General features: G+C 69.1%; 13 protein-coding genes. 8 read left to right on the top strand and 5 right to left on the bottom strand.

What is annotated here, in order from left to right; translation table 11 throughout:
- Positions 1-104 precede the first annotated feature (104 nt).
- From glpK to ON31_RS07600, 3 genes are all read left to right on the top strand, one after another.
- Positions 105-1,622 (top strand): glycerol kinase GlpK, encoded by a 1,518-nt coding sequence (gene glpK / locus ON31_RS07610; protein WP_039810832.1) that lies wholly within the window; start codon positions 105-107, stop codon positions 1,620-1,622.
- Positions 1,623-1,670: 48 nt separating this feature from the next.
- Positions 1,671-3,350, top strand: coding sequence for a glycerol-3-phosphate dehydrogenase (gene glpD / locus ON31_RS07605; protein ID WP_039810829.1), 1,680 nt, complete (start codon positions 1,671-1,673; stop codon positions 3,348-3,350).
- 222 nt (positions 3,351-3,572) lie between these two features.
- Entirely contained in the window at positions 3,573-4,391 is an 819-nt protein-coding gene (locus ON31_RS07600) for an MIP/aquaporin family protein (protein WP_039810827.1), read from the top strand.
- Positions 4,392-4,407: 16 nt separating this feature from the next.
- Here the strand turns inward: ON31_RS07600 and ON31_RS07595 are convergent, their stop codons facing one another.
- Entirely contained in the window at positions 4,408-4,716 is a 309-nt protein-coding gene (locus ON31_RS07595) for a hypothetical protein (RefSeq protein ID WP_143982509.1), read from the bottom strand.
- Between the two features lie 386 nt (positions 4,717-5,102).
- Between ON31_RS07595 and ON31_RS07590 the strand changes: the two genes are divergently transcribed.
- Positions 5,103-8,402 (top strand): ATP-binding protein, encoded by a 3,300-nt coding sequence (locus tag ON31_RS07590; protein ID WP_063821446.1) that lies wholly within the window; start codon positions 5,103-5,105, stop codon positions 8,400-8,402.
- 133 nt (positions 8,403-8,535) lie between these two features.
- Here ON31_RS07590 and ON31_RS07585 read toward each other — a convergent pair whose 3' ends face one another.
- The 3 genes from ON31_RS07585 to ON31_RS07575 all read right to left on the bottom strand — a co-directional run bounded on the left by ON31_RS07585 (position 8,536) and on the right by ON31_RS07575 (position 11,186).
- Positions 8,536-8,871: a histone-like nucleoid-structuring protein Lsr2 gene (locus tag ON31_RS07585; protein WP_029926580.1), complete on the bottom strand. Its 336-nt coding sequence runs from the start codon at positions 8,869-8,871 to the stop codon at positions 8,536-8,538.
- A gap of 142 nt (positions 8,872-9,013) precedes the next feature.
- Positions 9,014-9,562, bottom strand: a complete 549-nt coding sequence (locus ON31_RS07580; RefSeq protein WP_143982511.1) for an Rv3235 family protein — start codon at positions 9,560-9,562, stop codon at positions 9,014-9,016.
- A 106-nt stretch (positions 9,563-9,668) separates the two neighbouring features.
- Positions 9,669-11,186: a flavin-containing monooxygenase gene (locus tag ON31_RS07575; protein WP_039810821.1), complete on the bottom strand. Its 1,518-nt coding sequence runs from the start codon at positions 11,184-11,186 to the stop codon at positions 9,669-9,671.
- Between the two features lie 70 nt (positions 11,187-11,256).
- Between ON31_RS07575 and ON31_RS07570 the strand changes: the two genes are divergently transcribed.
- Both ON31_RS07570 and ON31_RS07565 read left to right on the top strand, forming a co-directional pair.
- Positions 11,257-12,279, top strand: coding sequence for an AraC family transcriptional regulator (locus ON31_RS07570; RefSeq protein ID WP_039810878.1), 1,023 nt, complete (start codon positions 11,257-11,259; stop codon positions 12,277-12,279).
- Between the two features lie 103 nt (positions 12,280-12,382).
- A complete protein-coding gene (locus ON31_RS07565; RefSeq protein ID WP_039810819.1) occupies positions 12,383-12,571 on the top strand; it encodes a hypothetical protein in 189 nt (62 codons plus the stop codon).
- Between the two features lies 1 nt (position 12,572).
- On the opposite strand, the gene ON31_RS07560 is transcribed toward ON31_RS07565, so the two are convergent.
- The gene (locus ON31_RS07560; protein WP_039810815.1) at positions 12,573-13,376 is read right to left on the bottom strand and encodes a nuclear transport factor 2 family protein; all 804 of its coding nucleotides are present in this window, start codon (positions 13,374-13,376) and stop codon (positions 12,573-12,575) included.
- 118 nt (positions 13,377-13,494) lie between these two features.
- On the opposite strand from ON31_RS07560, the gene ON31_RS07555 reads away from it, so the two are divergent.
- Together ON31_RS07555 and ON31_RS07550 are read left to right on the top strand one after the other, a co-directional pair.
- A complete protein-coding gene (locus tag ON31_RS07555; RefSeq protein WP_085996353.1) occupies positions 13,495-14,040 on the top strand; it encodes a YdcF family protein in 546 nt (181 codons plus the stop codon).
- A gap of 109 nt (positions 14,041-14,149) precedes the next feature.
- On the top strand, positions 14,150-15,739 hold the full coding sequence (locus ON31_RS07550; RefSeq protein WP_051036960.1) for a GMC oxidoreductase: 1,590 nt from the start codon (positions 14,150-14,152) through the stop codon (positions 15,737-15,739).

The following is a 15,739-nucleotide window of genomic DNA, read 5'->3' as shown; positions in this document are numbered from 1 at the left end:
TGAGCGCACTCATCGACTCGTAGATTCGAGGTCGAGCGTGGCCGCCACCCGCGTCCACCAGGGCATACGACGGGCTCGAGGGTGAGCCTTTCGAAAGGGACACGATGAGCCGATACATCGGAGCCATCGACCAGGGAACGACGAGCACTCGTTTCATGGTCTTCGACCACGATGGCAACGAGGTCGCCCGCCACCAGCTCGAGCATGAGCAGATCATGCCGCACGCCGGGTGGGTCGAGCACAATCCGGCCGAGATCTGGGAGCGCACGCGCACGGTCGTCAAAACCGTGCTCACCTCCTCGAACCTCTCCGCCGCCGACCTGGCCGCGGTCGGCATCACCAACCAGCGCGAAACCACCATCGTGTGGGACCGGCGCACCGGCCGCCCCTACTGCAACGCCATCGTCTGGCAGGACACCCGCACCGATCGCATCGCGGCCGAACTCGACCGCACCCACGGCGAACTCATCCGCCGCAAGACCGGCCTGCCGCCCGCCACCTACTTCTCCGGCGGCAAACTGAAATGGATCCTGGAGAACATCCCCGGCGTGCGCGCGGACGCCGAACGCGGCGACGCGCTGTTCGGTACCCCGGACACCTGGCTGCTGTGGAATCTCACCGGCGGCATCCACGGCGGCGTGCACATCACCGACCCCACCAATGCCTCCCGCACCATGCTGATGGACCTCGAAACCCTGGACTGGGACGACGAACTGCTGGAGCTGTTCGGAGTGCCGCGGGCCATGCTGCCGACCATCGCCCCGTCGTCGAATCCGGAGATGTTCGGACTCACCAACCCCGACGGCCCGTTCAAGGGCGCGGTGCCGCTCACCGGCATTCTCGGCGATCAGCAGGCCGCCACCGTGGGACAGGTGTGCTTCCGGCCCGGCGAGGCCAAGAACACCTACGGCACCGGAAACTTCCTGCTGCTCAATACCGGCACCGATATCGTGCGCTCGCAGCACGGACTGCTCACCACCGTGGCCTACCGGTTCGGCGACGACGCGCCGGTGTACGCGCTGGAGGGCTCCATCGCCGTCACCGGTTCGGCGGTGCAGTGGCTGCGTGATCAGCTCGGCATCATCGCCGGGGCCACCCAGAGCGAACTGCTCGCCAGCCAGGTGGCCGACACCGGCGGGGTGGTGTTCGTGCCCGCCTTCTCCGGACTGTTCGCACCCTACTGGCGCTCCGACGCCCGCGGCATCATCATCGGCCTGTCGCGCTACAGCACCAACGCCCACATCGCCCGGGCCACGCTGGAGGCCATCGGCTACCAGACCCGCGACGTGGTGGAGGCCATGGAGGCCGACTCGGGGGTCAAACTCGACACCCTGCGGGTGGACGGCGGCATCACCGCCAACGAACTGTGTATGCGGTTGCAGTCCGACATCCTCGGAGTTCCGGTGTCGCGCCCCGTGGTTCGCGAGACCACCGCGCTCGGCGCGGCCTACGCCGCCGGGCTCGCGGTCGGATTCTGGAGCAGCACCGACGAACTCGTCCGCAACTGGCACGAGGACAAGCGCTGGGAACCCACCTGGTCCGAGGAGCAGCGCGAAAAAGGTTACGGCCGTTGGAAGAAGGCCGTGGCGCGCACCCTCGACTGGGTCGATCTCGACGACTGATCCACGGCCCCCACAAGACTTATCACCCTGGAGAACAAGGAGATTCCCGTGTCTGCACGCTTGGATCGCGCCTACCGCGACGACGCCATCGCGCACCTGGAGGACACCGAGATCGACGTCCTCGTGGTCGGCGGCGGCATCGTCGGCGCCGGGGCCGCCCTGGACGCCGCCGCCCGCGGCCTGAACGTCACCCTGGTGGAGGCCCGCGACTGGGCGGCCGGTACCTCCAGCCGCTCCAGCAAGCTCATCCACGGCGGGCTGCGCTACCTGGAACAGCTCGACTTCGCGCTGGTGCGTGAGGCCTTGAAGGAACGCGGCCTGCTGCTGAACAAGATCGCACCGCATCTGGTGCACCCGGTCTCGTTCCTGTTCCCGCTCCAGCACCGGGTCTGGGAGCGCGCCTACATCGGCGCGGGCGTCGCCCTCTACGACACCCTCGGCGGCGCGCGGGCGGTGCCCATGCACAAGCACCTGACCCGTTCCGGTGCACTGGAGTTGGCCCCGGCGCTCAAGGACGACGCGCTCACCGGCGCGATCCGCTACTACGACGCCCAGGTCGACGACGCCCGCTACGTCATGACGCTGGCCCGCACCGCCGCCAAGCACGGCGCGACCGTGCTCACCCGCACCCGGGTGACCGGCCTGCTGCGCGAGGGGCAGCGCGTGATCGGCGCGACCGTCATGGATCTGGAGACCGGCCGCGAATACAACGTGCGCGCCCGCAGCGTCATCTCCGCCACCGGCGTGTGGACCGACGAGATGAACCGGATGACCGGTGTGGACTTCCCGTTCCACGTGCGCATGTCCAAGGGCGTGCACATCATGGTGCCGCGCGAGCGGCTGAACATGGACACCGGCATCATCATGCGCACCGAGAAGAGCGTGCTGTTCGTGATCCCGTGGGAGCAGCACTGGATCATCGGCACCACCGACACCGACTGGGCCTTCGACAAGGACCACCCGGCCGCCAGCGCGGCGGATGTGCGCTACATCCTCGACCACGTCAACACCCTGCTGAAGGAACCGCTCACCGAGGACGACATCGTCGGCACCTACGCCGGGCTGCGTCCGCTGCTCTCGGGCGCGTCCTCGGACACGTCCAAGCTGTCGCGGGAGCACGCGGTGGCCGAGCCGGTGCCGGGCCTGTTCGTCATCGCGGGCGGCAAGTACACCACCTACCGGGTGATGGCCGCCGACGTGGTGAACGCCGCGGTCGAGGGGCTCGGCAGCGGCGTCGCCGACTCGGTGACCGAGCATCTGCCGCTGCTCGGCGCGGCCGGCTACCAGGAGATGCTGGCCGATATCCCGGGCGTCGCCAAGGACGCGGGCCTGCCGGTGCAGACCGTCGAGCACCTGCTGGGCCGCTACGGCGCGGTGGCCAAGGATCTGTTCGAGCTCATCGCCCGCGATCCCGCACTGCGCCACCCGATTCCGGGCGCGGAGGACTACATCGGCGCGGAGGCCGTCTACTCGGCCACCCACGAGGGCGCACTGCATCTCGACGACATCCTGACCCGCCGCACCCGCATCTCCATCGAGGTGGCCGACCGCGGACTCCGCGCCGCCGCCGCGATCGCCGAACTGGTGGCCCCGCACCTGGGTTGGGACGCCGAGCGGACCGGCGCGGAGGTCAACCGCTACAACGACCGGGTGCACGCGGAGCTGGCCGCCAACGAGGCCCGCGACGACGAGTCCGCGAACGCCGCCCGGCTGGTGGCCGCCCGCTGATCGGCCCCCGCCGCACCCCCTTCGCGCCGCCGCGCCGGAACGTCGGTTCCGGCGCGGCACAAGCGTTTTCAGCGCGCGCGAACGGCGGGGCGAATGTGGGATTTATCATGCCTCGTTCGAGATGATCGTGTGTGTTTCCAAGAGTTTGCTGAGTAAGAATCGTAGAGTCATTTCAGGCCCGGGGTCGCGTCCGCGTCCCCCCGCGGATCGGAGGCTCTATTCATGGATTTCGGCACGATATTCGCGAGTGAGGCACTAGGCACGGGCATCTTGATCCTGCTCGGCGCGGGTGTCGTCGCCAATGTGTTGCTAGCCAAGTCGAAAGGCTTCGAAGGCGGCTGGCTGCTCATTTCCTTCGGCTGGGGTCTCGGCGTTTTCGCGGGCGTCTATGCCGCCTACAAGACCGGCGGCCATCTGAATCCGGCCGTCACCATCGGCAATCTGTTCGCCGGATTCGACGAATACGCGCCCGGCGTTCCGGTGAACGCCGCCAACACCCTGGCCTATCTCAGCGGCCAGCTGGTGGGTGCGTTCCTCGGCGCGTGCGTGGCCTATCTCGCCTACAAACGACACTTCGACGCCGAACCCGACGAGGAGAAGAAGCTCGGGGTGTTCTCCACGGTGCCCGCCATCCGCTCGTACCCGTGGAACTTCCTCACCGAGGTGATCGCCACCTTCGTGCTCGTCTTCGTCATCGTCGCGTTCGGCAAGACCCCCAGCGGCCTGGGCCCGCTCGCCGCTGCCCTGCTGGTCGTCGGCATCGGCGCATCCCTGGGCGGCCCCACCGGGTACGCCATCAACCCGGCCCGCGACCTCGGCCCCCGCATCGCCTACGCGCTGCTGCCCACCCAGCACTCCGCCGAGGTGCCGCCCAAGGCCGTGTCGGCCGACCTCGGCGTCGGCGTCGGCGGCCACCGCGACCTGCCCGACCGCGAGACCGCCCACCGTAAGGACCCCGACTGGTCCTACGCCTGGGTGCCCGTGCTCGGCCCACTGCTGGGCGGCGCGCTGGCGGGTTTGGCCGCGCAGGTCTTCCTCTGAGACCTACCGCTGAGCCCTACCGCGCGGTGCCGTCTTTCGGGTGCGCGGTCGGGAAGGCGACGGCCGCCATGCGGGCGGCGTAGGCGTCGCCGTGCACGAGGGTGAACGGGGCGTAGTCGCGGACATGGCCTTCGGCCCAGTCCCACAGCGCCTCGGGATCGACGGCCACGCCACGCTGCAGGATCAGCCGCCAGCCCTCGCTGCGCCGCTCCCAGATATCACCGTCTCGGTCCAGGTAGAAGCCGGAGATCTCGGGTTCCACCATGGGCATCGCCTGGTCCCGCATCACTTCGCCCCCTGTCAGCCACTCGAATCGCGTCAACATTGCCAGGACCTCCTTTGAATACTTCCCCTTGGAATTATTCGCCATCGATCTTCCGATTCACTTCCAGCCTGATTCGCCAGGCGCGTCGCGAATGAAATAGGCGGGGGAATTTCGATGGGAGGACACAGTGGATTTCATGAACTCACGAGCTTGTGATGCATGTCATAACCCGCTCGAGCGGGGGAAATAGGCACCTGACTCGCCGCCGCCCACCACTGGACACGCGTTCGGACGACACCGATCCAGGGCAATTTCGAGTCCTCGAAACTGCGATAACCATTCGGCAACTATTCAGCATACTTTTGGCATCGCTGATTTGTGGGATGATAATCCTCTTTTGAGGCGGACGACCGGTACCGCCTACCCGCGCGAGAAGGGTTTCGGCGATGGCAGGACCGCACGTCAGGGTGCTCGGACCCCTGCACATGTCCATCGACGGACGCGAGGTCCCGCTCGGCACCCCGATGCAGCGCGCCGTACTCGGCCGCCTGATCGTCGCCCGCGGCCAGGCCGTCAGCACCGAACGGCTGATCGAGGACCTCTGGGCTGGATCACCACCACCCAAGGCGGCCACCGTCCTCCAGGTTCACATCCACAACCTGCGCCGCCTCTTCGAACCCGATCGTCCCCGCCGCGCCCCGTCGAGGTTCATCGTCTCGGAATCCTCCGGTTACGCCCTGCATCTGCCGCCGGACGCGGTGGACGCCTGGCACTTCGAGGAATTGCTGCGCGCCCATCAGGAACTGCTCAACGACGCCGACCAGCGCGCCGACACCCGCGACCGCAGCCACCTGCTGGAGAATGCGCTCGCCTGCTGGAACGGGCCCGCACTGGAAGCGTTCACCGATACGGAATGGGCTGTGGCGGAAGCGAATCGGCTTACCGACCTGCGCTTGACCGCGGCCGAACTCGATGCCCGCGCGAAACTCGATCTACAGCGCCCCGGCGATGTGGTCATCGAACTGCGGCAGCTGTTCGACGAGCATCCCGGGCGTGAGGAGATCGCCCGATTGCTCGCGCTCGCGCAGTATCAACTGGGTCAACAATTGGAGGCACTCGCCACCATTCGCCGCTGCCGCGAATTTCTCGGCGAGGAATTCGGCGTCGACCCCGGCCCCGGGCTGCGTGCGCTGGAAACCGCCATTCTGAACCACGCCTCGAATCTGACCGGGGCCGCCGAACTGCCGAGCAGCGCGACTGTCCCCGACGAGACCGGCACTGACCGTGAGAACGGTTGCGCCACGGACTATTCCAGTGCGCTCGCTCAGGTTATCGCGAGCGCGGAGACCGCGCGGGGCGGACGCCTGCGGCTGGTCTGGGTGGCCGGGGAGGCGGGATTCGGCAAGACCACCTTCGCCGAATCCGTACTGGCCCGGCTGCGCGGCAACGCCTGGACGGTGGCGGCCGGCTCCTGCCCGGAGGTGGATGGCGCACCCATGGCCTGGGCCTGGTCGGAGGTGGTGGCCGGATTGGCCGCCACCGCCGCACCGGAACCGGCGACGGATCCGTTCACCCTGTCGCGCACCGTGACCCGGCTCTGTGCGACCGCCGCGATGCCGGTCGCACTGCTGCTGGAGGATCTGCACCGCGCCGACACCGCCACGCTGCAGGTGCTGCGGCAGGTCACCAGCTGGCTGCGCGACGAACCGGTGCTGATCCTGGTGACGCTGCGGCGCTCCGAGGGCGGCCCCGACACCCACGCCACCACGGCGGCCCTGGCCCAGCACACCGCCGCGTGGCTGGAACTCACCGGCCTGGACCGGACCGGCACCCGGTCCGTCGCGCTGGCCGCGGGACTCACGGCGCTCGACGATGCCGGACTGGACCGGATGCACCGGCGCACGGGCGGCAATCCGCTGTTCGTACGGGAATCAGCGCGACTGCTGGCCGCGGGCGGCGATCCCGACGCCGTCCCCGACGCCGTGCGCGAACTGGTCGACAGTCGCATCGCGCGGCTGCCGTTCGGTGTCGCCGAGGTGCTGCGACAGCTGTCCGTCTGGGGCGACGAGGTGGAGCTGTCCCGGCTCGCTCCGGCCGCCGGAATACCCGAGGACGCGCTCATCGACATGGTCACGGCCGCCGAATCGGTGGGCCTGGTGCGCACCGACCGCGCGGGTCGAATCCGCTTCGAGCACAGCCTGATCCGTGACACCATCTATCGGGGCATTCCGTCGCTGCGGCGGGCGCGCATGCACTGGTCGGCGCTGGAGATCCTGGAGCGGCGGCGCCGCGACGGCCCCGCCGCGGCCGACCCGCTGCTGCTGGCCCGGCACGCCGTACTCGGTGCGAGCGCCGAGACCGCCCGCCACGCCATCGACCGGGTGCGGGCGGCGGCCCGTCACTGTATGGATCACGGGATGCGCTCGGCGGCGGTGGAATTGAGCCACTCGGTCATCGAACTGCACGAGCTGGCCGGGCACGACGGCGAGCACGCCGACCGCCGCGACCGCACCGCACTGCTCGACGCGCACTGTGCACTGGTGACCGCACTGGCCGACAACGGATCTCAGCGTGACGCCCGGGCCGCCCGCGACCGGGCGCTGGAGCTGGCCGAACGGATCGGCGGTGACGAGCCGGTGATTCGGGCGCTCACCTGTTGGCGCGCACCGGTCATCTGGCCCGTTCGGGAATGGCGGGAATCGAGCGCACACATCTTCGAAGCCCTCTGGCGGGTACTGGATTCCGCCTCGGGCGCGGAGCGGGTGCGCTTGCTGCTGGCGGCGGCCTTCGAAATCGACGCGGAGAACCGCGAGAGCTATCACCACCTCAGCACCCAGGCGCTCGAATCGGCGCGCACCCTCGGCGATCCCGAGTTGCTCTGCGCCGCGGTCAATGCGGTCACCTTCATGGACTACGACTACGGCCCCGAGTACGCGGCGCTGACGGCGGAGCTGGAGGCCGTCGCCACCGCGGCCGGACTCCCCGAATACCAGGCGGTGGCACATCATCTGCGTTTCCGCAGCGCCTTCGCCGCCGGTGAGCTGGCCGAGGCCGATCGGCACGCCGCACTGGCCGTCGAACTCGCCGACGAGGGGCAGCTGCGGCCGCTGCTCGATATCGCCTGCTGTGCCGCGGCCGGTATGGAACTGCTGCGCGGCGATCTCGAACGCGCCGAGCAGCTGTACGGCGAATTCCGAACGCGCATAACGGATTCCGGACTGACCAATGCCGCCGAGGCCGCGTTGGCCGGTCGGGTGGCGCTCGCCTGGGCGCGCGCCGATCTGTCCGGCCTGGTCGGCGAGCTCGCACACGCCTACGCGGCGCTGCCGGACGTGCTGTCGCACATCTACGCGATCGCGCTGGTGCACGGTGGCGATCGCGACGCGGCGCGCGGGGTGTACGACGGAGCCAAGCCGCCCCAGGACGGCATCTATCCCATCACCATGTCGGTCTTCCGCGCGGCGGCCGCGATCCAGTTCGACGACGCGGACACCATTCGCGAAATGTACGACTACCTCGTACCGCATGCGGGCAAGATCGTCGGCCTGGAAATGGGAGTGGTGACCTTCGGACCGGTGGAGGCCGTGCTGGCCAGCCTGGCGATCGCACTGGACGATCACGAGGCCGCGCGCGCCCACGCCACCCGGGCCCGCGCCGTGCTGGACCGCGCCCGCACCGAGTTGCGGGCCGTCTCCCCGCCCCGGGTGGACGACCGCGCGACCGGCTGCCGCACCCGGACAACATAGGGAACGCAATCCCTACCGCTATTCAGCGGGGACATCCCTCGACGCGATTGTCGGATATGGCCAGCGCCGGTGACCCGCTGCGGGATCACCGGCGCTGGCCGAATTCCGGAGTTCCAGATTTCCGGACCGGCTTTTACTTCGCCTTGTGGTACGCCTCGACGATCTCCGCCGGGATACGGCCGCGCGAGGAGACCTGGTGGCCCTGGGCGCGCGCCCATTCGCGGATCGCGGTGCTCTCCTCCCGATCCACCGCGGGACGGGTCTTGCCGCTCGTGCCCTTCCGCTTGGAACGGCCGACCTTGCGGGCCTTCTCGGTCCACTGCTCCAGCGACCCGCGCAGCTTACCGGCGTTCTTCAGCGACAGGTCGATCTCGTAGTCCATGCCGTCCAGCGAGAAATAGACGGTTTCATCGGCCTTCGATTCGCCGTCGTAGTCGTCGACCAGAGTCACGGTGACTTTCTTCGCCATGGACTGCCCTTTCACGTTGATGCCGCTTTTCGCCGGAAATATTATGCCCGGGACGGATAGAATTCAAACCCGGCGCGATTGGAATTCGCAACCATCAGGCTATTCGGCTATTACCGGGCAGCCGGGTAGGAGCCGTGCGGCGTCACCGCACCCGGAATGCGGTCATCCGCCAACCGCGCCGACCACGGGCAATGCGGGCGGCCAGGGCGAAATGCCGGGCACCGCGGTCGTAGGCGGCGCACACCTCGGCGTGCACGGCATCGACCATCACCACATCGACCCTGGTCAGCACCGCCGTGCCGAGGGAGCGGCCCGGCACCAGCCGCGCGCCCACCAGGGTACGCACGGCCGCCACCACCCCGGAATCGGCGACCGCGGCCAGTTGCGCGACGGGTCGGCGACCGTCCAGCACTTCCACGGCGAACTGCACCGTACGCCATGCGAAATTCCGTGCCCCGGAACAAACTTCGACTTCGCTCGCGGCAATTTCCGGATGCGTGCCGCGCACCACCCGTTCCAGCCCCGGGCCCAGCGCGCGGGCATCATTGCGCGCCGTCCGGGTGTCATTGCGGGCCACCCGATTCCGACACGGCGGCGGGGATTGGGCGTCGAGCGTCACATGTGCGCAGCAGGGCGTCAGCGGCGGCTCCGGATCGGGCGCCGGGGACAGATACCGGCCTCGAAATGCCATATGCCCGCTCCCCCATTCACCGGTGGATTCCCGCGCGATGCGATTGCGCCAGCATCGCACGGTCCGACAGTTCCGTAAAGGACCTGATCACCGGCCTGACGGGCATTCACGGCGTGTTGAGCGCGGCTCGCCCCGACGGCGCCGGCTTCGCGCACTCGGCTCCCGGGTGCGGCCGCAGTGTCCTGCCCAGATCCGTGCGCAGCGTGGTGGCGACATCGAGCAGATAGTTCTGCCGCACCCGCCACGGATGCCGGTCGCCCTGGCGCGGGAAGTCCCCGATGGAGCGCTGAATGTACCCGGATGCCAGATCCAGCAGCGGTCGCTCGGCGAGCGGGCGGTCGGCATGCGGCGCCACGGCGGCGAAGCCGTTGCGATCCATATACGACAGCACCTTGCACACCAGGCGCGAGGTGAGGTCGGCGCGCAGCGTCCAGGAGGCATTGGTGTAACCGATGCACACCGCGAAATTGGGGACGCCGGTGAGCATGGTGCCCTGCCAGACGAAGCGCTCGTTCAGTCGCACCGGCTCGCCGTCCACGGTGAGGTCGATGCCGCCGAAGGCCAGCAGCCGCAGTCCGGTGGCGGTGACCACCACATCGGCTTCGAGCACCCGGCCCGACGTCAGCCGAATCCCCTCGGGCACGAAGGTTTCGATGTGATCGGTGACCACCTCCGCCCGGCCCTTGCGCATGGCCTTGAAGAAATCGGCGTTGGGCACCGCGCACAGCCGCTGATCCCACGGATCGTAGTCGGGCGTGAAATGCTCGGCGACCAACCGCTCGTCCTTCAGGATGCGCGTGGTCAGCCCGGTGAGCAGCTTGCGCGCGGCCTCCGGACGACGGCGGCAGTACTGGTAGAAGCCGATGCCGAACAGAATGTTCTTGGTGCGGATGACGCGGTGCGCCAACCGTGGCGGCAGCAGGGCCCGCAGCCGGTCGGCCACCTTGTCCCGGCCCGGCACCGCGGAGATCCAGGTCGGCGAGCGTTGCAGCATGGTCACCCGCTCGGCCCGCTCGGCCATGGCCGGAACCAGGGTGACGGCGGTGGCGCCGCTGCCGATCACCACGACCCGCGCTCCGGTGTAATCCAAGTCCTCGGGCCAGAACTGCGGGTGCACGACCCGGCCCGCGAAGTCGTCGACACCGGGGAACTCGGGTGCGTGGCCGCGGTCGTAGTCGTAGTAGCCGGAGCAGGAGTAGAGGAATCCACAGGTGAGTTCGGCGCGCCCGCCGTCGCGACGCTCCAGGGTGAGCGTCCAGCGGGCGGCGGCGCTGTCCCATTCGGCGGCAACGACCTTGGTGCCGTAGCGGATATGCCGGTCGATGCCGTTCTCGGTGGCGGTCTCGGTGATGTAGCGCAGGATGGACGGCCCGTCGGCGATGGACTGGGCATCGCGCCAGGGCTTGAAGGGGTAGCCGAGGGTGAACATATCCGAGTCGGAGCGAATACCCGGGTAGCGGAACAGATCCCAGGTGCCGCCCAGTGTCTCGCGGGCCTCGAGGACGGCGTAGCTGCGGTCCGGGTGCTCGGTCCGCAGGCGGTAGGCGGCTCCGATTCCGGACAGTCCCGCGCCCACGATCACCACGTCGAGGTGCTCGACCCGTTCGGTTGTGCGCTCACTCATGATCTCCAGTCTGGGGCCGTCCCGCCCCGGCTTCTTGACTGTGCGCGACAAGTATTTGATCCTGAACGACATGTCGGTCATCAGGTCCGCCGGATTGCGTGGCTTCCGCGCCACGGTCGCGGAACTCGGCGGCGACGCCGAGGAATTCGCGCGCGCCTGCGGGCTGCCCGTCACCGCTCTCGACACCGACGACCTGCTGGTCTCCGACTACGCGGTGGGCGCGGTGCTGGAACTGGCCGCGCATCGGCTGCGCTGCCCCGACCTGGGCCTGCGCATCTCCCGCCGCCAGGATCTGGCCATGCTCGGCCCGCTGGCCCTGGCCATCGGCAACTCCCCCACCCTCGCCGATGTCATGAACTGCACCGCCCGCTATCTGTTCGTGCACGCCCGCGCGCTGAGCCTGACGGTGGAACCGGACCCGTACGGGGATGAGCGGGTGATCGCCCTGCGCTACGGCGTGCCGCCGGGCACGCCGAACCCGGTGCAGGGCACCGATCTCGGACTGGCCTTCGTGCACCACACCATCCTGCAGCGGCTGGCGACGGAGCGGTACGGCCTGCGCTCGGTGGAGTTGCCGTATCGGCCCGCCGCACCGCTGTCGGTGTACGAGGAGTTCTTCGGCGCACCGGTGCGGACCGAGCGCCCCGCCGCACTGCTGCGCGTGCCCAGCAGCCTTGCCACCCGGCCGCTCTCGGGCGGGGACGCCCATCTGCACCGGCTGGCCATGGCCTTCCTGGCCGAACTCACCGGTGGTGCGGGCACCGAGATCGCACCGCGGGTACGGGCCGCGGTACAGCGGCTGCTCGGCACGGCCACACCCGAAATCGGCGCGGTGGCACGACTTCTGACGGTACATCCGCGCACGCTGCAACGGCGGCTGGCGGCGGAGGGCACCTCGTTCGCGGCCATTCTCGACGAGGTGCGCCGGGCCGAGGCCCGCCGGTATCTCACCACCACGGATATGCCGATGAGCCAGGTGGCCTCGCTGATCGGTCTGTCGGAACAGGCCGTTTTCACTCGCTGCTGCCGACGCTGGTGGGGCGTGACGCCGACGGCGGTGCGGCGCAGCGGAAGTCGCGGACCGCGATCGTGAGTCACGCGGTGGATCGGACAACCACGGCGGAATACCAACACAGTTCGCATACGGACGCGTGTCGTCGATCTTCGCTGGAAGTTTTCCGATAAGGATGGGAAGGGTGAATTGCCCCTCCTGCTCCTGGCCCTCGCCCGCTTCCGCCGTCTCCGGTCACCGTGGTGTGCGCTATCTGCGCTGCGTCTGCGGGCAGTGGTTGATCGCGGTGCACGGCAGAGTGGTGGGCACCGCCGGTGGCAGCACCTTCACCCGCACCGACGTGGTGAACGAGATCGTCGGAGCGAAGCGGTGATTCAGCGCACCAGGTAGATTCGCGCCGCCTGCACGCGGGTGCCGTGCTCGGCGAAATCGAGTTCCGCGATACCGCGACCGTCGGGAGTGTCGACGGTCGCGGTGACGGTGCGGCCCGCCGCGATGGGTTTGCGCCAGCGTAGCCCGGTCGCCCGCACGGCGAAGTCGTCGACCGACATGCGGTCTCCCACCGGCCATTCCAGCCGCGCCACCGGCGCGAGCACCGTGCGTACGCCCGTGGCGTCGCCGCGGCCGGCGGCGTCGAGCAGGCGCGCCGCGGCTCGCTTGCCGGCGGAGCCCACGCCACCGAACGCCCGCAGGAAACCGAGCGCGCCGCCGACGCCCTGATTGCCGATCAGCTGCGGGCCCAACTTCATTCCGGCCTTCATACCCGGCACACCCGCGCCCAGCAGTCGCGTGATCATGCCGGGCAGCTCCCAATGCGCGCGCAAGGCAGCGATTCTCAGTCCGCCGTCGACCTCGGCGATGTCGTAGCGCAGATGCATGGGCACCGGCAGCGTGACGCCGGTCGACATGGTGGTGTGGATGGTCAGATCGCGGAACACCGTCATGCCGCACACCACGTCGTGGTCCACCTCGAAGGCGATGTCGTTGGGCGCGATGAAGGTGTCGTAGAACCGCTCCAACGCCGCCCATCCCCGATGCGGGCGGGAGCCCACCGGATCCTCCACGCTCGCACCCTCCGCGAACAGGTCCACCCAGGCGGACCGGTCGTGGGCGGCGACCGCCTTCGGGGACGCCTCGACGGTCGCCAGCAGCTGCGCAGCAGTCGGATTCGCGGACACGATTCTCCTCCACGGTGTTGAGCTGGGCCGATGGTACCGGGCGGTAGGCCCGGAGGGAACGTGCGGGGAGGCGGCGGGGAGTCAAAGGGGCTCGGGGACAGTCGGTATCGTCGGTACCGTGCCCGCGTTCCGGCGAGCCGTCGCCACCCTCGTCGTACTGGTCGCCCTGGTTGTAGGAATCGGCATCGCCGGGGTGCCGGTGTTCGTCCATCCGCAGGTGGACCCGCTGCGGCCCGCCGACGCCATCGTGGTGCTCGGCGGCACGGCCTACGAGCGCTTCGATCTGGGCCTGCGGCTGGCGCGCCAGGGCTACGCGCCGGAACTGGTCATCTCGCGATCCACCGGCATCGACGACCACGTGATGGACCGCTACTGCGACGGGACGTTCGACTTCCGGGTGTCGTGCTTCGTGCCGGAGCCGTGGACCACCCAGGGCGAGGCGCAGGAGATCGCCCGGCGGGCCGACACCGGGCACTGGCGGCACATCATCGTGATCACCTACACCCCGCACGTCTCCCGCGCCCGGTACATCGTGGGCAAGTGCTTTCGCGGCGAGTTGACCATGGTGGCCAGCCCCGCGGACTCCGGTCCGCTGTTCTGGGCGTGGATGTACGTGCGCCAGTCGGCGGGGTACGTCCGGGCGTTTCTGCAGCCCGGCTGTTGAGCCGGGTGAAAGATGGGCCACGAACGCGCAATCGAGCGGTTACGATGAGCCCGGACAGTCACTGCGCGTCCGTCTCGGGGGTGGATGCGGGGATCGGAAGGACATTCCGGTGCGTATCGACGACCTGCGGGGGTTGCGGGACGAGGAGCTCTCCGCCGATGTCTGCGTGATCGGTTCCGGACCGGCCGGGTTGACCATCGCCACCGAACTGGCGGGGACAGCGCTGCGGGTACTGGTGCTGGAGAGCGGAGGCCGCGCGGAGCAGCCGGACACCGAGGAGCTCAACGACATCGACAATGTCGGTGCGCCGCGCTCCCTACCGCACCGCCATGCCCGCAATCGGGTGTTGGGTGGCAGCTCGCACACCTGGGCCGGGCGCTGCGCGCCCCTCGACGAGCTGGACTTCGCCCGGCGGGAATGGATTCCGGACTCCGGCTGGCCGATCGGCGCGAGCGATATGGAACCGTATCTGGAGCGGGCGGGCGCGCATCTGGGGCTCGGGCACGGGGTCGGGTTCACCGACGACCGGTTCTGGACCCTGGCCGGACGTTCCGCGCCCGCGGCCGAACTCGACCGGCGCTGGCTGCGCCCCTACTTCTGGCAGATCAGCAAGGACCCCGCGGATCCCTTCGACTGCAAGCGTTTCGGCAGACATGCCCCGGCGATCTCCGCCGCGAATGTCCGAGTCGTCCTGAATGCCACCGTGGCCCATATCGATACCGATCCGGACGGCACCCACGTGCGGGCGCTGCGCGTCTTGGACGCCGAGGGCGGCGAACGTCTGGTTGTCGCCCAGCGAATCGTGCTGGCGGCCGGGGGACTCGAGAATCCGCGCCTGCTGCTGGCCGCCAACCGCATCGTGCCCGCCGGACTGGGCAACCGGCACGACATGGTCGGCAGATATCTGCTCGACCATCGCTGCGGCACGGTCGGAACGCTCGATCCCGCCACCTCCGCCACCGCACGCGACCGCTTCGGCAAGTACGTCGTGAAGGGTCGCGGCGGGAAGCACACCTTCCTGCACGGCGTCGCGCTCTCCCCCGCGATCCAGGAACGCGAGGGACTGCTCAACTGCGCCCTGTGGATTCAGGAGGTGCCCGCCGACGACGACCCGTGGGAATCGGTCAAGCGGCTGCTGCGGGGACAGCTGACCCTGCGGGATACGCGCATCGTGTCGGCCCATCCCGGCCTGCTGCTGTCGGGGGTGCGCCGCCGCCTGGTGCACGGCACCGGACTGCCGCGCAAACTCGCCGAAGTGGAACTGCGCTGCATGGTCGAGCAACAACCCGATCCGGACAGCCGGGTCACCCTGAGCGACAAGGTGGATCGGCTCGGCATTCCCTTGGCCCGGGTGGACTGGAAGGTGCACGACATAGAGGACGCCACCGTCCGGCGCACCGCCGCCCTGGCGGCCGGCGAATTCGCGCGCCTCGGCTTCGATCCCCCGCACCTGCACCGGTGGGTGTGCGAGAACAGTTCGGAGCCGGTGCAACTCACCGACTGGGCGCACCCCACCGGCGCGACCCGCATGTCCGCCGACCCGCGCACCGGCGTGGTGGACGCGCGGTGCCGGGTGCACGGGATGGACAACCTGTATATCGCGGGCAGCTCCGTCTTCCCGACCAACGGGCACGCCAATCCCACACTCATGATCGTGGCGTTGGCGATCCGGCTCGCGGACACCCTGCGCACAGGGTGA

Origin of the sequence: Nocardia otitidiscaviarum NBRC 14405, from assembly GCF_000308635.1 — a bacterium.
In the GTDB taxonomy this organism is placed as follows: domain Bacteria; phylum Actinomycetota; class Actinomycetes; order Mycobacteriales; family Mycobacteriaceae; genus Nocardia; species Nocardia otitidiscaviarum.
The sequence above is the reverse complement of the archived record's forward strand: the minus strand, read 5'-3'. Positions and strand labels throughout refer to the sequence as shown.